Annotated in this window: 14 protein-coding genes; 6 read left to right on the top strand and 8 right to left on the bottom strand. The window is 40.8% G+C overall.

From position 1 onward, the window contains the following. Nucleotides 1-101: 101 nt before the first annotated feature. The 6 genes from ABD985_RS14075 to ABD985_RS14050 form a co-directional block, all read right to left on the bottom strand. Nucleotides 102-686, bottom strand: coding sequence for a precorrin-2 dehydrogenase/sirohydrochlorin ferrochelatase family protein (locus ABD985_RS14075; RefSeq protein ID WP_345372766.1), 585 nt, complete (start codon nucleotides 684-686; stop codon nucleotides 102-104). Nucleotides 687-785: 99 nt separating this feature from the next. Further along, nucleotides 786-1,559: a uroporphyrinogen-III C-methyltransferase gene (gene cobA / locus ABD985_RS14070; protein WP_345372764.1), complete on the bottom strand. Its 774-nt coding sequence runs from the start codon at nucleotides 1,557-1,559 to the stop codon at nucleotides 786-788. A gap of 236 nt (nucleotides 1,560-1,795) precedes the next feature. Continuing rightward, nucleotides 1,796-3,922, bottom strand: coding sequence for a nitrite reductase (locus ABD985_RS14065; RefSeq protein WP_345372762.1), 2,127 nt, complete (start codon nucleotides 3,920-3,922; stop codon nucleotides 1,796-1,798). A 294-nt stretch (nucleotides 3,923-4,216) separates the two neighbouring features. Then, nucleotides 4,217-5,038: a hypothetical protein gene (locus ABD985_RS14060; protein ID WP_345372760.1), complete on the bottom strand. Its 822-nt coding sequence runs from the start codon at nucleotides 5,036-5,038 to the stop codon at nucleotides 4,217-4,219. Between the two features lie 265 nt (nucleotides 5,039-5,303). Beyond that, complete coding sequence (locus ABD985_RS14055) at nucleotides 5,304-7,523, bottom strand: caspase family protein (RefSeq protein WP_345372758.1); 2,220 nt, start codon at nucleotides 7,521-7,523, stop codon at nucleotides 5,304-5,306. Nucleotides 7,524-7,659: 136 nt separating this feature from the next. Next, a complete protein-coding gene (locus ABD985_RS14050) occupies nucleotides 7,660-9,939 on the bottom strand; it encodes a caspase family protein (RefSeq protein ID WP_345372756.1) in 2,280 nt (759 codons plus the stop codon). A gap of 149 nt (nucleotides 9,940-10,088) precedes the next feature. Here ABD985_RS14050 and trhO point away from each other — a divergent pair, with 149 nt between their 5' ends. The 5 genes from trhO (at nucleotide 10,089) to ABD985_RS14025 (ending at nucleotide 17,252) form a co-directional block, all read left to right on the top strand. Then, nucleotides 10,089-11,087: an oxygen-dependent tRNA uridine(34) hydroxylase TrhO gene (gene trhO / locus ABD985_RS14045; protein WP_345372754.1), complete on the top strand. Its 999-nt coding sequence runs from the start codon at nucleotides 10,089-10,091 to the stop codon at nucleotides 11,085-11,087. 307 nt (nucleotides 11,088-11,394) lie between these two features. Further along, entirely contained in the window at nucleotides 11,395-12,216 is an 822-nt protein-coding gene (locus tag ABD985_RS14040; RefSeq protein WP_345372752.1) for a cyclase family protein, read from the top strand. A 104-nt stretch (nucleotides 12,217-12,320) separates the two neighbouring features. After that, complete coding sequence (gene kynU, locus ABD985_RS14035; protein ID WP_345372750.1) at nucleotides 12,321-13,592, top strand: kynureninase; 1,272 nt, start codon at nucleotides 12,321-12,323, stop codon at nucleotides 13,590-13,592. A gap of 121 nt (nucleotides 13,593-13,713) precedes the next feature. Further along, nucleotides 13,714-15,054 carry an FAD-dependent oxidoreductase gene (locus tag ABD985_RS14030; protein WP_345372748.1) on the top strand — a complete coding sequence of 447 codons (1,341 nt, stop codon included), beginning with the start codon at nucleotides 13,714-13,716 and terminating at the stop codon, nucleotides 15,052-15,054. Between the two features lie 137 nt (nucleotides 15,055-15,191). Beyond that, entirely contained in the window at nucleotides 15,192-17,252 is a 2,061-nt protein-coding gene (locus ABD985_RS14025; protein WP_345372746.1) for a M13 family metallopeptidase, read from the top strand. 152 nt (nucleotides 17,253-17,404) lie between these two features. Here the strand turns inward: ABD985_RS14025 and ABD985_RS14020 are convergent, their stop codons facing one another. Then, complete coding sequence (locus ABD985_RS14020; RefSeq protein ID WP_345372744.1) at nucleotides 17,405-17,869, bottom strand: cold-shock protein; 465 nt, start codon at nucleotides 17,867-17,869, stop codon at nucleotides 17,405-17,407. A gap of 129 nt (nucleotides 17,870-17,998) precedes the next feature. Next, nucleotides 17,999-18,922 (bottom strand): cation diffusion facilitator family transporter, encoded by a 924-nt coding sequence (locus tag ABD985_RS14015; protein ID WP_345372742.1) that lies wholly within the window; start codon nucleotides 18,920-18,922, stop codon nucleotides 17,999-18,001. A 142-nt stretch (nucleotides 18,923-19,064) separates the two neighbouring features. On the opposite strand from ABD985_RS14015, the gene ABD985_RS14010 reads away from it, so the two are divergent. Next, nucleotides 19,065-22,562 (top strand): toll/interleukin-1 receptor domain-containing protein, encoded by a 3,498-nt coding sequence (locus tag ABD985_RS14010; protein WP_345372740.1) that lies wholly within the window; start codon nucleotides 19,065-19,067, stop codon nucleotides 22,560-22,562. Nucleotides 22,563-22,574: the final 12 nt, after the last annotated feature.

Genomic DNA, 22,574 nt, shown 5'->3' with positions numbered 1-22,574 from the left:
ATCAAATAGCTTTATCTATAGAACGTCAAATTTATCGCCAACTTTATGTAATCACAGTATTTTTATGAACATTTAAGGATTTTATTCACTAAAACATGAATTTATTGTACTTTTTTAGACTTCATTACTTTCTGAGTTAAGGCATTTAGTTCTTTTACCTTTACAGCAAAATCACCTTTCAGTTGATTTCTGAAAGCAGTCAAGCCATCCATCAGTTCCTGAATCTCATCCGGCAACGCTTCTTCCAGGTACTCACGAATTCTTTTAGCTAACGTAGGAGACTTACCATTGGTAGAAATACCTATTTTCAAATCTCCTTTCTGCACTACAGATCCCAAATAAAAATCACAAAGATCAGGAGTATCCGCTACATTAGTCAAAATCCCTCTTTGACTGGTTTCAGCCTTAATTTCCTCGTGTAATGCTCTATTGTCAGTTGCTAAAATCACAACTTGCTTGCCCTCTAAGTCATCATACTCAAAAGAGCGTTCCTCCAGCGTCACGGTAGTATGCTTCTTTGCTAATTCAACTACTTCTTCTTTAAAGTAAGTAGCTACTACTGTCACCTTTGCTTTCGGACTATTCCTAAGAATAGCTGAAAGCTTTTCTTCGCCAACATTTCCTCCACCTACTACTAAGGTATTGAGGTGCTCTAATTTCAAGAAAACTGGAAATAAATAATTCATTGGTATAACGATCTATTAGTTATAAAAAAGAAGGTTTACCACTACGACTAGCAGTAAACCTTTAAATGTATACAGTCTAAGATAAAATTACAATGGGTACTACACCGCTTGTGCGACCAACTCTTGAAGTTTCTCAGGATATTGCTGATGCATACGTACCACCTCTCCCACTACAATAACAGCAGGAGATGCCACCTGCTCTTTCGCTGCTTCTTCTACAATAGTGTCCACCGTTCCCAATACCACTTTTTCATTAGCCATCGAACTATTTTGAATAATGGCTACCGGCGTCTCACTTTTGCCTTCTCCAGCGAATACCTCCATAATCTGACGTAACTTGCGAGTACCCATAAGGATAACAATAGTTGCCGTTGATTTGGCAGCCAAATGAATATCGGAAGATACTTGTTCATCTTTGGTAGTACCTGTCAACACCCAAAGACTTTCGCTCACATGTCGACGTGTCAACGGAATATGCTGTAACCCTGCCGCGGCAATAGAGCTACTAATTCCAGGTACATAATTTACAGATATTCCAAACTTTCGAGCATAAGTCAACTCCTCATGTCCTCTCCCAAAAATATAAGGGTCTCCTCCTTTCAAACGAACGACATGTCCTTTTGAAAAAGCATAAGAAACGATCAACTTATTGATTTCTTCTTGCTTATAGCTATGCATTCCAACCCGCTTCCCTACGAATACCAATTCTGCTTCTGGAGAGGCATACTCCAACAACTCTTCGCTTACCAAAGCGTCATACAAAACCACCTTTGCTTGCTTCAACGCTTTGATTCCCTTTAGTGTAATCAAATCCGGATCACCAATACCTGCGCCAACCAGTGTTAACTTTGGGTGTTCATTTTCCTTAATCATAATACTTCTTAGACGGTATAAAAAATGTACTTTATTGCTAGCAGACTAAACGTCAAGTAAACTTACAGTTAAGTCCTACTTTCAAAGGGTTTAAGGAAGAAGGATGAAGGATTATTATCCAGAGGCTCCTATGCCTTTATCCTTTCGTCAGGGCGACTACAGGAAATCCCCTTCCTTTATCTATCCTTCTTCCTTTCTCCTTTATCTAAAAACTTAGTATTTAGCCCACTAGACTTTTAGGCTTCTTGCAGGTTACTTCTATAAGCCTGTACCTGTGTCAAAAATCCTTTAGCCAAAGCCACGTAACGAAGGGCAAAATCAGCATTAGGTTCTTCTTTATTGATCTGTAGTACTTGATCTTCAAAAGTACCTTCAGCAACCTTAAATGCTCCTGCTGCTACCAGCTTTTCATCGAATGCCTCAATCACCTTCTTCTGTGTATTCAACTTCACATCTTCCGATAGCAATAATGCTTTGGCTCCATTCACCATAACGTTGTAAGCATGGTAGATAGCATCTGCATATTTTTCAGCAGCCAACGCTTGTTCTGCCCATTCCATTTTCTCTTCCGTTTCGTAGATCAGCGTTTGTACCAAGTCAATAATAACTCCGGCACACTCACCTACAGCCTTGTGTACCTCAAACTTGCCCTCACTTCCCCAGTCGATATAATCGGCAGGCTCTAATGTCGACACATCTGCCAAAGGCTTCAATAGCTCATAGAAGTACTCTTTACCTTGGCGACCATAATAATCTACAAAGTATTCTCCTTCATTGGCGTTGGTATCGTAATCATCTAGTACGTATCTCAAAACATCCAGTCCTCTCTTACTTGGTACCTTGATGACCTTATCAGCAACACGTCCTGCTCCATCACCATCAATACCACCACCCAACAATACCTGCAATGCCGGGAAAACCATTTTATTGGCTCTATTTTTCTGAGAGCTACCATGGAAACCAATACTAGCTATACTGTGCTGCCCACAAGCATTCGGACAGCCACTAATCTTAATGCTTAGTTGTGTATCTTTTACCAACTCCGGATATTCCGTTGCAATAACATCTTCCAATGCCTTTGCAATTCCTGTACTACTTGAAATTCCTAAGTTACAAGTATCCGTACCTGGACAAGCCGTTATATCAGCAATGGAATCAAATCCTGGGTTAGCAAACCCTAGGGTATCCAAAGCATTGAATAATCGAGGCAAGCTATCTTCTTTTACATAACGAAGCATCCCTCCTTGATTAATCGTCAAACGCAAATCATCAGCAGCGAAACGTTCTACGATCTCAGCCAACTTACGTGCCGTAGCCGTGGTCATATTTCCTAACTGAATACGAAGGTATACCCCTACATATCCTTCCTGTTTTTGCTGGAAAACATTTGTTTCCTTCCACAACTCAAACTTCTTCTGATCAACTACCTCTTCAGCTATTGCCTGATACTTCCCGTATTGTTCTGAGAATACCACATCCGCTGCTTTTCCTGCGTTGCGATCAATCAGCTTAGATTTATTCGCTACTGAAGGCCATTCCTCTTCAATCAGCTTCAATAAACCTTCCTTCCCTAGATCTTGCATCAAGAACTTTAGACGTGCCTTCGTTCTTCTGTTACGCTCTCCGTAACGATCAAAAACTCTAACCAAGGCTTCCGAGAATGGGATCAGTTGATCTTCCTCCAAAAATTCATAAGCCACTTCTGCTAAAGAAGGTTGTGCTCCTAAGCCACCCCCTATCAATACTTTAAAACCTCGAACTTCTTTCCCGTCAATCACCTTTACTTTTGGAATTACTCCTAAATCATGGATCAACGACAAGGCTGAATCTTCCTCATTGGCAGAAAATGCAATCTTGAACTTACGTCCCATCTCCTGACATATAGGATTTCTCAAAAAGTACTCAAACAACTCATAGGCATAAGGAGACACATCAAATGCTTCCTTTGGGTCTACACCCGCAGAAGCTGAGGCTGTAATATTCCTTACCGTATTTCCACAAGCTTCTCTAAGTGTAATTTGATCACGCTCCAATTCTGCCCATAGCTCTGGCGTACGATCCAAGCTTACATAATGGATCTGTATATCCTGACGGGTTGTAATGTGCAAGTTCCCTGTTGAGTACTCATCCGACACCTCACAAATTCTACGCAACTGACGTACAGTCAATTTCCCAAAAGGAATCTTGATACGAATCATCTGCACCCCTGGCTGTCTTTGCCCATAAACTCCACGAGCTAACCTAAGGCTACGAAACTTCTCATCATCAATTTTACCTTCATGAAATAAGGCTATTTTTTTTTCCAGGTCAAGAATATCCTGCTCTACTACTGGATCCTCTAGTTCAGTTCTAAAACTTCTCATAATGCTTTATACTCTACTTACTATATAGGGTTTATAGTTTTATATTTTAAAAATAAATGCGTCATACTCTTGGCGCAGTCCACACTTATCAACTATTTAACAAAAGCTAGTATTTCATATGAATTTCATTAACCATACGCTGTAAAGTAAATACTTTTATCATTTAAATACAAAACCTATAAGGGTAATAGGATAGTAAAAAAGGTTAAACAGAAATAAAAACTATAAAAAGGTTTCTTTACAACAATTTATCATACAAAGATAACATTCCATAGAGTGGAATTTGGAGTAAAATCACTTCACTTTCTTTAAGTGATACTCCACACCTGTCTCTATAATCTTTAATCCCCCGTAAGGAGAGCCTAAATCTTCAATAATTTCAACTTCCTTCAAGTACAACTGTTCGTCAGAAAATCGGTATACAAATACTGCTTCACGATTAGGACCTGAAACCTGAAGCACATCATCTGGAGGAAGCTCTCCTGAAAAAGTCGTAAATACATAATAGTTTGTGAAATCTTGAAGTCCTTGTATACGACCATCGGCATACAAACGAATGAGCCTTCCTTTCTCCGTTTCATACACGCCTCTCATAACTTGCTCATTAACAAAATAGTTCACCACATTCAGGTTGTTTCCTTCTCCATTATTCAGATATTCTTCTGTAGTATAGACTCTTTGCATTCTGGTATTATCCAAACTATCAATCAAGGTAATCTGAGGAGCTCCTTTCTGCTGATTAACGATCATCCACATATTCATCACAGAATCATATAAAGTCACAAACCTTTCTTGGTCATTTACGGTAAAAGACAAATTAATTCCCTCAAAATTCCCCCATCCACCATCAACAGGGAATGCTCCTTCCTTGGGAACCTCTCCAATAATAAGTAACTCTGAAACGTGAGAAAGCTCATCCGATGCTTCATATGCTGACTTCGTATTCTTCAAACGATCAATAAAATTGACAGGCAGGTAAGCCCCTTCTATATCCTTTAAGTGCTCTTTATCGACTTGATAGAGGGGTTTTTCTGGGGTTGGACCAAAGCACCCCATCATCAACGCCACCAAAAACAGATACCATCTAACGCTTTTCATCATCTTATCGTGTTTCATTCATTAATGTTGAATCTTAAACTGCCAAATTACCAACCCTGTTGAATCATTAAATTCCAACACTTCACATAAATCCAACTGTTGAATTGTTTTTTCAAGTTCATCAAACATTCAACTCCATTCACTATACTGATAATAGCCTCAAGAATTTAACAAAAATTGCGATGGTTAAATTTTTAAAACTTTTTTTAATAAAAATAAGAGAAGGCTTTTACCAACAAAGGAAAAGCCTTCTTTTTTGTAGAGAAACAATATGCTTTACGATTTATTTTACGGGTACAGATTCAACCGTTGTTCTCTGTATCGTCCATATATCTTTGGCAACTGCGGAACGAGTACCTCCCTTTACCTCCCTTACTTCTTCAAACCCTGCCCCCTCAAACTTACCAATATCATGTACTGGTTTACTAGAAGTCATCATAATCAAATGCTCCACACCAAAAGGTGCTGATACTGAGAGTGGGCTTCCAAATACGTCATACTCTTCTACATAACGCCCTTGTTGCATAGCAAAATTTCGAGCTGATGCCTCTCCTCCTGTTGCACTATCCTCACTAGCCGCTGGAAAGATCAGTTGGGATTTTCCTTGCGCATCTATATAAAAAACGTAAACATATCGGTTGGCTTTGTTCCAGCGATCATACAATACGGGATCCTTTCTTAATACTACTCGTACTTCCTGCCCTTCGTAGGTTTTTCCGGAAGTGATAATCTTACCATCCGATTCTCTTTTCAGGGCTACATAGTAAGGAAAGTTCTCAGGATCAGCCGGAGAGTCTAATGTTAGCCAACTTCTTAGCTTCATCAACTTTTTCAAATCTACAAATAAGTCAGCCGACATATTGTTCATATTGGCCAAATGCAACCAAGTGGTTTTCATTGTCAATAAGGAAGTCTCCGCATTTTGCCCCTGACCAGAATACTTCATATTCACCCAAGCATAATAAGACTTAGCATCCTGTACCCTGCCCACCAACTGATAATGTGCATGTGCCGGATCGCTTACTAACTTAATATTATCATTTTCCTTAATCTCCTTTCTAAGATTATCACAGAAAAACTGGGAAGGAGGGAAGTTCACTGACAATACCTGATCCATTGCAGGATTCACCTGTCGCAGTATACCTATCACCTGATCGGCATTCAACTGCTTCCCTACAGGAATCGCCTGCTGGGTAGTGGTATTCAATATCCACTGCGCACCATTATAAGAAAGTAAAAGAGGTGTTACTTTCAGCCCTCGATCCATGATGACCTGCACGCCATTTTGTTTTAATCTTTCTGCTTCTACAATCGCAGCCACCAACTCCTCTGTCGTTAGACTCGCTTCAGGAAGGTATACCTGCAAAGGATTCGGAGCTGCAATACTCCAAGGGTCCACTTCCAATAAGTCCCCTGTTGCTACCTGAGCATTGGGTGTTACAACCCTAGCCACAGACGTGGTTAAGGTAGGTTGCTCTATTACTTTCAATTCGACCAAACGTCCTCCTTTTTTCAGCACTAACTTACTACCCTTCTGTATCCCAAGGGCATATCCTCCATCTACTTTTACCTGACTTGAATTACTACCATTCAATACGGCAGCTTTCAAGGTTGAATTCACTCCCTTTCCTCCCAGGTCAAACAATGTTCTTGCTCTTCGTTCTGCAGATGCTTCCAGCAAAGGCGTTTGCTGTGGTCCTAACTGATGCGCCATATACGATTTCACTTTTCGGAAGATATCCTCCACTGTCGCATCTGGAGAGGCATTTCTAAGTACCTGTCCCAACATCAAGCTAAATGCTCCTCTCACTTGCTTATACTGAGGCACAAATACTTCTGCTGCCGGCTGGAAATCATCCGCTGCCGCAAAAATCACCGCTCCCTTGGCTGCCAAACTTTCTGTAGGAGTAAACTTACGATTCAAATCCTGTGTTGCTCCCGGTATCGCTCTGATATTATACTTGGCACTGCTCATTGCTGAACGCGTATTGGATCCACTATGACAACTATCAAAAATCATCACTAACTTCACTCCTTTGTTCACTAACTCGTGCAGATACATATTCATCTCCACGTCCAGAAAATACTTATGTTCTCCTTCTCTGGCATCGGAAGGGACAATCGCCTCATGGCGCTTATCATCCTCATAAAACTGGCTATTGGGCACCTGCACTCCATGTCCCGCATAGTATACAAAAGCTACGTCTCCCTTTTGTGATTGTTGACTAAGATTTCTTAAAGCTTGCTGAATAGCATCCTTTGTTGTTTCCTTTGGAGTTGCCAGTAATGTTAACTCATTAAAGTTATACTTCCCCTTCATCAAGGTCGCTATTTCTTGCGCATCCGTCACGGCTCCTTCCAGGTTTTTCCATACCCCTACGGCTCCCTCTGGCTGGTACTGATTAATACCAATCACCAATGCTCTTTTGGTTTGGGCATAAGCAGAAAAAGGCCCTCCCAACAAGAGTATTGTACTTAATAATAATTGAATAAAGTATCTCATTTCTTATCGTATAATTTTAGACTTCATCAGTTGTTCATATTGTTTAATTGAGCTTCGCTCGTTCATAATGTTCAGTGGTTCAACCATTAATTTTAGAAATAACTAAGAACAAACGAAGCTCAATCAATACACCTTATTACAGGGCTTTGGGTTTAGAGATATAGAACACCTTGTGTACTGACCAGGTAGGGGCACTTACATAATTTTCTACCTTGATTGGTAGTCCCCTTAAACGGGTTTCAGTATCCTTATTTACTCTGACCCGCTTATTAGCCGCTCGCATAGCATTAGTCTGAAAAATCGATAGGTCTGCAATCGGCTGCTTTGTTGTCATTAGGAAAAGGTAATCCGCTCCGAAAGGCCCTTCAATAGGGACATCTTTATAGATATACTTTCGGTCTACATAAGTATTGTTTTGATCTTTCAAAGCTACACTCGCCAAACTTTCGGTTCCCTCATGCAGCTGAGGATAGAGCAGCGTACTCCCTCCTTGAGAGTCAACATATAGCAAGTAAACATAGCGATCCTGTCGGTTCCATCGCGTAAACTTATCTTGATCTTTCACCAACGCAATATGATAAACCTCTCCTTCTGTTATATATTCGTCTGTATGGACTTTATTGGTCGTCGCATTGACTAAAGCAGGATAATATGGGAATCCTCTGGGGTCGTCCGGAGACTCCAGCGTCAACCATGAACGAATCTTGGAGAGCTGTAGCAAATCAATGTACAAATTCACTCCTATTCTATCATCGGCCTTGTACCAACTTGAGCGCTGAATCATATTGGCTACAGGAGCGGCACTCTCAAAACTTTCCTGCATATACTTCATACTAATCCAGGCATACTCCAGTTGTCCATTGACCAAGCGTCCAACCAATTGGTAATGAGCCTGAGCAGGGTCTTCTACCATTTTTGTGGTTGCTTTCCCATTTTTCAATTCTTCCTCTATAGACTGCTGTATAGACGACAACACTGGAAAATTTACCTCTAATTCATCTTTCAAGGCATCCAACTGTTGCATTCCTTCGTGAATTGCCTCTACTGAAAATTTTGATAGATGGTACTTTCCTCCCCCTACTTTCTCCATTACCCAATCCCCTTCCTCAAAATGCAATAAGAGGGAGGACGGCGTGATCTTTTTGTTATGCTTGACCTTGACTTCAGGATACTGTTTTTTAAAATCACTAATCACTTTTACCCATTTCCCCAATTGCTTCTCGGTTCCTTCTACCTTAGGGATATGTACATTAGTAATGTGTTCCCCTCCAAAACTACGGGAACTCACTTTCAGCAACTGGGCTTCATCCAGCGTATTTCCCTCCACTAGCTTAGCTTTTGCAGAAGTCAGAGTAGGTGTCCCGATCACCTCTAATACCACCTGCTCTCGTTTACTAATTTCTTGATACAGGCGATCTCCCTTGGCTAGACCATCGGCATACCCTCCATCAATCCATACCTCTTTGATTACGCCCTTATTATCTTTAATGACTTTGGAGATACCCACAGCTACAGGTACTGCTTCTACCGCTGTTCTGATTCCAAAAAGAGGTACCCCTCTTCGGTCTTCTGCTGCCTCCAGTACAGGGTATTGTGCAGGACCTGTTTGCTGCTGCATCAACACCTTGGTTCTCTTAAACAAAGATACCGCAGGCTCATTGATATCTCCGGAACGCATCGCTTTCAATAATGCATTCGTAAAAGCACCTGCTGACAGTTCTGAGGAAGGGTCCTTGATCTCCAATGCAGGCTGCTTATCCAGCGCTGCAGCCATCACCAAACCTCCTTTATCCGCCAAGCTCCCTGGCTTCTTAAAAGCTCTCTTAAGGTCTTCTGTTGCATCAACTCCATTTCGGCTAACGAACTGAGCACTACTTACTGAAGCCCGGGTATTCGATCCGCTATGACAGCTATCAAAGATCATTGTCAGGTGTGCTCCCTTCTCTGTCACGATACTCAAAAAGCGATTAATTTCAACATCCAAGATATAATTATGTACTGAAAGTGCTCCATCAGAAGGCACGATAGCCTCATGGGTACGGTCACCTTCATCATACAGACTATTTTTCACCCTGGCTCCGTGTCCTGCATAGTAAAACAGCACAATATCACCTTTTTCCACCTCAGCAATAAGCTTTTGGAAAGCCTCTACAATCCCTTGACGAGTCGTTTCCTCCACTGTAGTCAATAGCTTTGTATTACGCTTTTTAAAGCGATACTTATGACGCAAGATACGTTCCATAGAAGTCGCATCATTGACAGCCCCTTCAAGGTTTTTCCATTCGCCATTTTCTTTGTTGTGATGTTCGTAGGAATTGATACCAATAAGCAACGCCCGTTTGGTCTGAGCATAGGTATTCCCATACCATAATAGGTTGACTAACAGCAATGCTGCAAGCGCTATTCTTCTATTCATTGGTTTTAGATTGTAATAAAATGAAATATTGTCAGCTAAATTCGTTTTATACAATTAATCACTAATTAAAGACAATTGCAACTCCTAATATGTTGGATTAACCATACTGAAACCCTATTTTTGCAAAAAATTTAAATCAATCACTTAGCATGCAACTAAGCAAGATGGAAAATCAACCAAAAGAGTATCTAGTACTACTGTATTATTGTTTCACTCCTATTGAGGATGCACCAAAGTTCAGAGAAGAACACCACAAGCTATGTTTGGACCTCAACCTGAGAGGTAGAATCATCGTAGCAGACGAGGGACTAAATGGCACCGTTTCAGGTCTTCGAGCAGATTGTGAGAAATACATGGAAACCGTAAAAGCCGACCCTCGATTTGAAGCTTTAGAGTTCAAAATCGAAGAGGCTGAAGACCATACATTCCGTAAACTGAACGTCCGTTACAAAAGGGAAATCGTCAATGCAGGATTGCCGGAGATCAAACCTTACGAGCGTACAGGAAAACATCTGGAGCCAGCAGAGTTCAAGGCTATGAAAGACAATGAAGATGTCCTTATTGTAGACATGCGTTCTAAGTATGAATCCAACTTGGGGCACTTTAAGAATGCCTTCTGTATGGATATCGACAACTTCCGTGAACTACCAGAGAAAGTACAAGAACTAGAGAAATACAAGGACAAAAAGATCTTAACGTATTGTACAGGTGGTATCAAATGTGAGAAAGCTTCTGCGTTCTTGTTGGAACAAGGATTTGAGGACGTATACCAGCTACACGGTGGTATTATCAAGTACGGTCTGGAAGAAGGTGGTGAAGACTTTGAAGGGAAATGTTATGTATTTGACAACCGCGTTGCTGTTGATGTCAATACAATAAATCCTTCGATCGTAAGTACTTGTACGGTATGTGGCACGCCTTCAGAACATATGGTTAACTGTGCTAATACGGTTTGTAACAAGCACACCATCATCTGTGAAAGCTGTATGGACGAAATGGAAGGTACTTGTTCAGATGAATGTAAAAGTGCCCCTACCAAAAGAGCTTACAATCCGGAAGGCTATTATGCCAAGGAGCAAAACGGGTATAACCCTTATAAAGGATCCAAAAGAGGGCATGAAGCTCCATTTGTATCTCAATGTGAGTAGTGAGCAGTGAGCAGTGAGCAGTGAGCAGTGAAATTTATTGGATTCAACAATTTATTACGAGGAAGCTTATATATTCATCATATAACCATTAAAGCTTCCTACCCTAAAAAGCCTGAGCCTCAAAAGTTCAGGCTTTTTTTTATATTCAATAAAACAACCCTAAATTATACTATTGCATCCCAGGTTAATCCTGTACTTCTCTAGAAACAGAGAAGTATGATTATCGGTTATTGCTTATCGTTTAAACAAGGTCTAATGTTTATCTGTCACACTACCAAACCCTATTATACCTCTCAAACTAACCATTATGGAAATCATAGTAAAACTTCATCAAAACCAATACTCCATAAACCTCCAAAACCCTATCCCCATCAGTATCCCTCTACACTTTAATGATCAGCAACCCAATACCTATGGTGTCCCTAAAGCCTCCTCCTCCCCTTATCGTGGAGAAGGCTGGGTGGGAGATGTGCGGGAAGGTAGTGGGTGTAACTTTGAGCATTATGAGCTAATTCCACATTGTAATGGCACCCATACGGAATGCATAGGACACATTACCTATGATCGGCTTTCTGTCAATAATCTCTTAAAAGATTCCTTTATTCCCGCTACCTTGATCAGTGTACAGGCAGTAGAAAGTAGTAAGACTCAAGACTCCTACCTTCCTCAACTTACTCCTGATGATGTTGTCGTCACAGCCTCAGTACTACAATCTGCATTGACGTCTATTGACGAGGATTTTATTCAGGCACTCATTATTCGTACCTTTCCTAATGGAGACTTTAAAAAATCATCAGACTATACTTCTGCTCTCCCTCCTTTCTTCACGATAGAGGCTATGGAGTATATAAAAACCATAGGGGTTAAACATTTACTGATTGATCTCCCATCTGTAGATCGCACCTATGATGAAGGACGATTATCCACCCACCATATTTTCTGGGATATACCACAGGGTAGTCATATTCCAGCCGAACATAGTATGGATAAAACCATTACAGAAATGATCTATGCTCCCGATGATATTCCTGATGGAAGGTATTTCCTTAATTTACAGATTGCTCCTTTTGAAACGGATGCTAGTCCTAGTAGACCTATTCTTTACGCTGTTGAATCGTTGAATCGTTGAATTTCACCTTCGGTGACCATTACATGGCGTGTGATTCGAGTTGAACTGTTGATTGAGATTAAACCACGATAACGAAATACACGCCTATTAAACACACAAACACCATGATGAACACCTCTAACAACTATGCTTTGGAGATGGATCAGAAAGACCCGCTCCGACAGTACCGGGATGAATTCTATATCCCTTTACAAAGCGACAACCGTCCCTATCTTTATTTTTGCGGCAATTCATTGGGGTTACAACCCAAGAAAATTAGAGCCTATGTTGAGCAAGAGCTGCTGGATTGGCAAAACCTGGGAGTCGAAGGGCACTTCCATGCTAAAAATCCATGGATGCCTTACCATGCCTTACTGACAGAGAAGATGGCCAGTATTGTAGGAGGACACTCTAAAGAAGTAGTCGTCATGAATACACTTACGGTAAACCTACACCTCATGATGGTCTCCTTCTATCGCCCGACCTCCAAACGCTTTAAGATCCTGATGGAGTATAGTGCCTTCCCTTCCGACCAATATGCTGTACAATCCCAGGTTAAATATCATGGCTATGATCCTGAGGAGGCTATTATTGAACTGATTCCCAGAGAAGGAGAAACCTTGCTGAGAACAGAGGATATTCTACAAACCCTTGAAGAAAAAGGTGATGAGATTGCTTTGGTCATGATGGGCGGTGTGAATTACTATACCGGACAATATTTTGAGCTGGAGAAGATTACCAAAAAGGCAAAAGAGAAACAATGTACTGTAGGTTTTGACTTGGCACATGCTGTGGGCAATGTTCCTTTAAAACTGCATGACTGGCAGGTAGACTTTGCTGTTTGGTGCTCTTACAAGTACCTTAATAGTGGCCCAGGGGGTATTGCAGGGTGCTTTGTACACCAACGTCATGAAAAACGAGATGACCTCCCTCGATTTGCAGGTTGGTGGGGACACGATCAATCCTCCCGATTTTTAATGGGGCCAGATTTCCATCCTATGTCCGGAGCTGAAGGTTGGCAATTGAGTAACCCACCCATTTTACCACTAGCAGCCTTAAATGCTTCTTTAAGTCTTTTTGAAGAAGTAGGAATGCCTGCATTAATTCAAAAATCCAGGCATCTTACTGCTTATATGGAGTACCTATTAAAAGAAATCGATACCAATAGAATCAGTCTAATCACTCCAGCAGACCCTACCCAAAGAGGATGTCAGCTATCCATCAGAGTAAAAGAGGCAAACAAAACCCTATTTCAAACGATTACCCAAAAAGGTGTTATTGCTGACTGGAGAGAGCCTGATGTCATTCGAGTGGCTCCTGTACCTCTATACAACAGTTATGAAGACGTTTATCAGTTTGCACAAATACTTCAGGAGGAGGTAAAAAGTAATAGATAAAAAGTAAAAGGTTAAAAACTTCCCCTATAGCCTTCTACTGTACACCTTTTACCTTTTACCTTTTACTTATTATCTGATATTCGGGCGACCACGTGGGGTCGCCCCTACTTTACCTCTTAAAATGAATAAAATAACCATCATAGGAGCCGGTCTATCTGGCACACTACTAGCCATCATGCTCCAACAAAAAGGGTATACCGTTGAAGTATACGAAAGAAGACCGGATATGCGTCAGGTAAATATTACCGCAGGGAGATCTATTAATCTAGCACTCTCTGAAAGAGGCCTGAGAGCCCTCCAAAAAGCAGGTATAGGTACACCTATCTTGCAAGAAGCCGTACCTATGTACGGAAGACATATCCACCTTGCTGAAGGTGGAGAACAATTTCAACCCTATTCAGGAAGAAAGGACGAATGCATTTACTCTATCTCCAGAGGGGGACTCAATATTGCCCTAATGAATAAACTAGAGGCTATAGGTGGGTGTATTCATTTCAATCAGAAGTGCATGGGGATGGATTACCAAGAACAAGCAGTTACTTTTCAGGACACCAAAAAAAATAAAACCTATACTATAAGCACAGAAGCTGTTATAGGAACAGATGGAGCTAGCTCTGCCATCAGGAAGCAAATGATGCAACAGGCACCTCGATTACGATTTTCCTTCTCTCAAACCTATCTAGGACATGGCTATAAAGAGTTACATATCCCTCCTAAAACAAATGGAGGATTTGCCCTAGATAAAAATGCCTTACACATCTGGCCTAGGGGTGGTTTTATGTTGATTGCCCTTCCCAACAAAGATGGAAGCTTTACCGTGACGCTATTTCATCCTTTTGAGGGAGAAGAGGGACTCCATGCCTTAGAAGATACTGGCAAGGCCAAGACATTCTTCGAACGAGAGTTTCCCGATGCATTAGCGTTGATGCCCACCTTTGAGCAAGACTGGGTCAACAACCCAAACAGTAGTTTGGCTACCATCAAATGTTACCCTTGGCAGGTGGAAGGGAAATCATTATTACTAGGAGATGCCGCTCATGCTATTGTTCCTTTTTATGGGCAAGGAATGAACTGTTCTTTCGAGGACTGTCTTGTTTTCCTTGAATCATTAGATAAATACAAAGGAAACTGGGAAGCCATTTTCGAGGATTACCAACAAAATAGAAAGAAAGATACCGATGCTATCGCTGATCTTGCCGAAGAAAATTTTTACGAAATGAGAGATCAGGTAGCCAACCCTACTTTTATTCTAAAAAGAAAATTAGAAACACTCTTGGAACAAAAATACCCTGAGTACTACTCCAAGTATTCCTTGGTTACTTTTAACCCCAATATCCCCTATTCGGAGGCGATGCGAAAAGGAAGAGCCCAAGATCAATGGCTCTTAGAGTATTGCGAAACTATAGAAAATACAGAAAATATCGATTGGTCATACCTACTGAAACAACTGCAAATTCTTTAAAAAAATCATTATTTATTAACATAAAATGAAAGTTTCTTCATATTTTGATGGTTCAATTATTTATTCCATCATATCTGCCGATAAGGTTTTCTTATGACCAATGAGATAACTTTATCAGTGATAAACATTAACAACAAATGAATAACAAACTAAGAGGAACCTTAGGAACTCTACTTGCTGCATCTGTAGCTATGAGTTGTCAGCAAGGAACTCAAGACCACAAAGAGAAGCAGGAACTCACTGCAGCTATCTCCCTTGAACACATGGATCATTCAATCACTCCGGGAGACGATTTTTACCAATTTGTTAACGGAAGCTGGTTAAAAAACACTGAAATTCCAGCAGAAGAAACTCGTTGGGGAAGTTTCATGGAGCTAAGAGACAAGACTGACAGTGATGTATTGGCACTTCTGAAAGAAACTATAGAGAACAACCAATATGGTAAGGAAACCGACCAGTACAAAGCCCTAAAAGTCTATGAGGCTATGATGAATGCTGATGCCCGTAACAAGGCAGGGGTCTCTCCACTAAAACCTTATCTGGATAAAATTGAGAGCGTTCAAGACCTAACAGACTTAAACGACTACTTTAGCGAGGAAGTAGCACTTACATCTTCGTTCTTCTCTCTTTATTCTTATGCGGGCTTAAATAATCCTGATCTCATGACCATCTACCTGGGACCAGGTGCATTGGGGCTTCCAGAGAGAGACTACTATCTTAAGGAAGATGAAAAATCTGTACAACTTCGTCAGCAATACTTGGCTCACGTATCCAAGATGATGCAATACCTTGGAGCAGATGAAGCTACTGCAAGCAAAGAGGCAGCCACTATTCTAGAGATTGAAACCAAACTAGCTCGCCCTAGACTAGATAAAGTTGCCAGAAGAAATCCTGATAACCGAAATAACCCCCGTACACTAGAACAACTGTCTCAGATGACTCCTGCTGTAGAATGGACAAAAATCTTTGGGGAACTAGGTATTCAGAACCTAGAAGAAGTATTGGTTTCTCAGGTAGCCTATATGGAGGAACTGAATGAAGTGCTAAAAAGCACTCCTATTGAAGAACTTAAAACCTATATGCGTTGGACATTGCTAAACGACGCAGCCAACTACTTATCGTTGGACATTGAGAAGCAAAACTGGACGTTCTACATGCAAACCTTGAGAGGTGCGCAAGAGCAAAAGCCTATGGACGAGCGTAACCTATCTCGCCTAAACCGTATGATGGGAGAGGCTATCGGTCAGCTTTACGTAGACAAGCATTTCCCTGCAGAAGCTAAAGCAGAAGCAGAAGAAATGATCTCTTATGTCGTTAAGGCCTTCGGGAACCGTATCGATCAATTGGAGTGGATGAAAGCTGAAACCAAGGAAAAAGCCAAAGAGAAACTTACCAAATGTGATGTGAAAATTGGTTATCCTGACAAATGGAAAGATTACTCTGCACTTGAGATCAACGAGGAAGGTTCTGCCTATGCTCACAAAGTGGCTATCGGAAAATGGGCATTAAAAACCAACTTGGCTAAATACAAAAAGCCGGTAGACAAAACAGAATGGGGTATGCCTCCTCAAACCGTAAATGCTTATTTCAATCCATTGAAAAATGAGATTGTATTCCCGGCAGCTATCCTGCAACCTCCATTCTATAACCAACATGCTGATGTTGCTGTAAACTTTGGTGGTATAGGAGCTGTGATTGGTCACGAGATCTCTCACGCCTTCGATGATAGCGGTGCCAAGTTCGATGCCAACGGTAAACTTAGAATGTGGTGGGATACTTCTGATTTTGAAGAGTTTCAAAAAAGAGGTAATGCCCTTTCTGAACAGTACAGTGCTATTGAAGTACTGGACGGTGTTTTTGTAAATGGAGACCTTACACTTGGGGAAAACATTGGTGATTTAGGTGGTGTATTGGCTGCTTACGACGGACTACAGATGTATCTTAACGATAATGGACGTCCTGAAGCAATCGATAACTTCTCTCCTGAGCAACGCTTCTTTATCTCTTGGGCTACTATCTGGAGATCCAAAATGAGAGAGGCTCGTCTAAGAGAGTTGATCAATACAGACCCTCATAGCCCTGCTATGGTTAGAGGTATTCAACCACTATTAAACGTAGATGCCTTTTATGAGGCTTTCTCCATCAATGAAGGAGATCAAAACTATATCAAACCGGAAGAAAGAGTAAGAATCTGGTAATAAAAAGGGGGACTCTTATTGAAAAGAGTCCCCTAATATTTTTATTACGTCTTGAAAAATGAAAAAGCTACTTCATTCAATACTTCTCGTTCGTTTTCATAACAACACTAAAGTCTATGAATTAAGCAGCCACCTCTAAGCATCTCCAACGACTAACCAATACGCTTCACATTCACCGCATTGATTCCTTTCAAGCCTTCTTCCAAATCGAAAGATACCAAATCGCCCTCATCAATCTCATCAATAAGTCCACTCACGTGCACGAAATGCTTCTCTTTGGTATCCTTATCGCGGATAAAACCGAAACCTTTACCGTGATTGAAGAATTCTACTTTTCCTTCGTTAGGTGTATCATCTTCTTCCAAGTCTTCCGACTTACTCACGCTAATCTCGATATTTTGGGCATCAAGCTCACGCTGTTCTTTTATCTTTTCAGGATCTGGAGGAGTGCTGGTAATGTTACCAAACTCATCCACGTAAGCCATCATCGAATCCAGATCGCTTCCTCCTGGACCCTCTTCCTTACGCAGCATGCGCTTTTTCTCTTTCAGTTCTTTCTTTTTCTGACGTTTTTTTTCTTTTTCTTTCTTACTAAATGTCTCCTTAGATCTTCCCATTGACTATATTTTACGTATATATTCGGACACCTTAACAACCCTGATAAGGTGCAATCCCAATCGGGATAGCCGATTTTCCATAAAGTTAACATAATGCGCTTCTAACACCAAAGAATATTACAATAACTGTCACTTTTTATTCTTTGACCTCAATAGGCGTTCTGCTTCAATATAGATCCTATTAACCTCTGGAATCGCTTTTTTAATATTCATTTCCAGCTCGTCAATAGCCTCTTCTACCTCTTTTGCTGTTAACTCATCTCGAAAATCAACATCCAAGTTCAGCAATACTTGGTGAGGGCCTAAATACATACTTAGAGGCGCACGATGTTGCTCTACCCTGCTATCCATCTCCAGAATATTTTTAATCTTTTGTAAGTCCTCCTGCATTAAGCCCTCTCCTACCAACAACCCTTTACATTCCATCGCAAAGAAAGTCGAAACGCATATCAACAGGATCCCTATAAGGACAGAACCCGCCCCATCAAAATAAGGATTCCCTGTAACGTCCCCCAGAAAAACACAAATCAAGGCAATCAATAACCCTATACATGCGGCAGTATCCTCTATGACAATAGCTACAGTGGAAGTATCCTTGATATCCCTCAATGCCTTAAAAAAAGGCGTTTCCCCTCTTAACTTTTTAAACTCCCTCAAGGCAACTAATAGAGAGGAACCCTCAAAGAGAATCGCTGCAGATAACACAACATAATTCCAAATAGGATCTTCTATTTCCTTGGGATGTTGTAAATGATGTATTCCCTCATACAAAGCGACTCCTCCGCCCAAAGCAAAAATCAGAATTGCCACTACAAAGCTCCAAAAGAAGAGTTCCTTTCCAAAACCAAAAGGATGCTGAGGTGTAGGGGGACGGTGACTCTGACGAATACCGTAAAGCAAAAGAATGCCGTTACCAGTATCCACTAAGGAGTGAATCCCCTCTGAAACCATAGAGGAAGCTCCCGTAAATGATGCTGCCACAAACTTGCTTATTGCAATCGCTAGATTGGCGATGATAGCCCCGTAAATTGCTTTCTTTGAAGATCCTGCCATAGTAATATCTATACTTAGTTAAAGAAAATAATTTACAAAAAACTATGATCTAGAGGAATGAGTAATGTTCTAAAAATCTTAACTATATTTACGTTTGTTTACAGAACATTCTTCTGTACTCACGAAATCATAGCCTAACAGCATGGACAATACGATTGAGCTAAAAACTACTGACACCTCTCTTCCTGACAATACTCTCATAAATACTTCTTACAAGGATGTCTTTATTTCTTATGGAAGAGGAGAAAGTCTCTCTTTTGCTGCGCGCCTTCATCAAAAAATCACCCTATCGGGAAGGTATGCCTGGTTTGATAAGGTCAATATTCCTCATGGAGATGACTATCAAAAACGTATCGACCACGGGATAGAAAATGCACAGAACTTCCTCTTTGTCATTGCTCCCCACTCCATCAGATCTATTTATTGTCTTTTGGAAGTGATCCATGCCCAACGCTGTGGAAAACGAATTATCCCTATCCTCCATATTATGCCTGAGGATGATGATTGGGCCTATGCCTACCGTAAAGAAGAAGCAAAAGGAAACACAGCCTTATGCCAGGAAGTTGAGAAAGCTATTGAACAGATTACCAAAACAGACTGGATTTACGCAAGGGAGACGGTTGGAAATATAGAAACCTATACCCAATGGAAAGAGGGGTATGAGAATGAATGGAGTAGACATAATGAACCAGAATACCTAAAAAAATGGAACTGTCCTATACAATGGAAAGCCATTGATCTTATAGACAGTGTAGTACAAAAAGTTATAGATAGTATTGAAAAACAAGCAACCTATGTCTATCAACATACTGATATTCTACACAAGGCTAGATTGTGGACGCAGAAGCAAAAATCTTCCCAATATCTTTTAGTAGGGAAAGAAAGAGAATATGCAGAAGCATGGTTGCTGCATGAATTTGAAGATGGAGAACAGCCTCCTTGTCTCCCTTCTCAACTTCATACAGACTTTATTATTGAATCTCGCAAGAATGGTGAAAACCTACAAACTGATGTATTTATTTGTTACGCCCGACAATACACAGAAGAAACGCAACAAATTGTCAATACCTTGCACCGACAGTTGATCACCACTTGGGTAGACCTTGAGGATATTGAAAAAGGCTCTATGTACAATCAGGAAATCCTGGGAGGTATCGAAAGGGCTGATTACTTTCTCTTCTTAATCTCTCCAAAATCTGTACAATCCAAATATTGCCTCAAAGAGCTAGCATACGCCCATAGCCTTCACAAGAAAATCATCCCTATACTTGTCGCTCCTACGGCGGATGAAGCACTTCCATCCCTTATTGCCAATGCTCAATACTTCCAGTGGAACCATGATGAGGATACGCTTTTAATCAAGCAGCTTCATGCGGAGCGTGATTATTTCTACTTACATAAACTTTACCTCAACCAAGCCCTCAAGTGGGAAAGGCAAGGGAAAAACCCTGCCATTTTATTAAGGGGAAGAGCATTGGAAAAAGCACTGGCCTGGTTAGACGGAGCAGCAGGAAGAAATACACACCTGCCTACAGAGATCCAGAAAAGCTTTATCAAGCAAAGTGATGCTCGTCGAAATGAACTAGAATACGAGGTATTTATTTCCTATTCTCGAAAGGATGCGGACTTTGTACGCAAGCTCAACCAACTCATGGAGCTACACGGCCGTACAACCTGGTTTGATCAGGAAAATATTCCAGCAGGGGCTGAGGATTTCTGGGAAGAGATCAAGAAAGGCATCGACGCCTCTGACAACTACCTATTTATTATCTCCCCAGATTCCATCACCTCCCCCTTTTGCACTAAAGAGGTGCAATATGCACAACAACAAGGAAAAAGAATTCTAACGGTAAAGCATCGTTCTATTGAGGATATTCCACTCCCTAAAGAGCTAGAGCAAATCAACTGGATTGACTTTGAAGGGCAAACCGATCTCACCCGTCCTATTGGTTTATTATTAAGAGCCTTGGATACGGATAGAGAACACGTGAAGTCTCATGCATTTTGGGATAAAAAAGCCCGAGAGTGGGCAAAAAACACCTGGGCTAAAGAATTTTACCTCAAAAAAGACCTTTTACAGGAAGCCTTCCTCTGGCTACAGACTGCCCAAAAAGAACATAAAAATCCTGCCCCTACGCTTTTACAAAAAGCATTTATTGAAGCAAGTCAGGAAGACCACCTTCGGGAAGAAAGTCAAGTACTATTCGATCGAAAACGAAAAAATATCCTGACATGGGGGTTTTATGCAACTGTATTTCTGGTACTCATCGCCACCGCTTATCTGATCAATGAAAAACAGGATGCTGAGGTAGAGGCTGAAAACCATGAGATCATGGTCTTTCATTCCTTGGCAGAACTGAGTAAAAGTCATGGCCGTCATGCCTTGGGAAATAAATTCGACAAAGTGGCTTTTGAGAAAAACCCAGAAAAGCTGGATCGATACAAAGCATCTTCTGATTTTATTCATCGACAGTATGGAGATGACGTGCTATATACGGCAGATGGCCGCCAATATATATTAGCCATGCCATCCCCATATCCTACATTGTATGATCAGCAAAACAATATCATTAGAGAGTATTACGACGAAACGGATTACGAAACCGTAGACATTTCACAGATCAATTCAACGGCATTTTCTACCGACAAAAAATGGCTCTGCTACGGCTCCGAAAGTGGTCTTCTAAGACTGTGGGACTTATCGCAAGACACCCTTTATTCCATTCAAGTAGATCAAGGAATACAAAAAGTAGTACTTTCTAAGGATAATACCCTTTTGGCTATTATTCCTACTGACGGCGATCTATTACTATGGGATTTGGAAAGCTTTCCAGTTGATCGAATTGTCAGGAAAATTCTCAATGAAGGAGAGCTAAGACAAGTACAATTTACTTCTGACAATCGATACTTAATGGCTCTGGATGAAGAAGGAAAACTGAAAATATGGGACATGAATCAGTCCTATGATTTGGCAGGAATTACCTCAAAAGGTCTTTTTAAAACTACTTACTATAAAATGGAACGTTCCTTTTTTCAAAAGAAAAAAGGGAAAAAGCCTTCTCTTATAAATCTACCTCTAGCCTATCCAGAGGACGTTGACGAAGCACCTCGCCAACTTGAAGACATTACTGCTTTTCAGACTATAGGCAATAGACAAGTCCTCATCGCAAAAAACACAAGCATTCAACAATGGTCTATGGAAGAGGATTCCTTACGATTTATCGATAGCTATAATTACTATGGAGACGATCTAAAAGACTTTGCCTTTCTCGAATCCAAACGATTAATGCTATTACTCACAGAAAGCCAAGATCTACAGCTCATGAATGAATTTGGTAATAATTTGAGCAGCATTAGCTACGGAGAAGAAGTAGAAGTCAACGGTATTGACTTTACAACAGACCAACAACACTTTAAAGTAAGGGTAAATAACTTTGTCGATGTGTGGGATCTAAGCATTATCGACTGGGATCAACTTTATGTTCCTAACAATATTGATGACACTGCACTTACGGAGTTTTTACAATCAGCTGACACATTTGAATTTTATGAAAATCAATATGATACCTCCACCTCTAATGATAGCAGTACGACGTATCAGTTCCCTAAACTTCAAGATTCTTCCATACTAACGAAATAGCGTTCATTAATT

Origin of the sequence: Algivirga pacifica (assembly GCF_039543525.1) — a bacterium.
GTDB classification, from domain to species: Bacteria; Bacteroidota; Bacteroidia; order Cytophagales; family Flammeovirgaceae; genus Algivirga; species Algivirga pacifica.
This window is presented reverse-complemented; position numbering and strand designations above follow the sequence as displayed.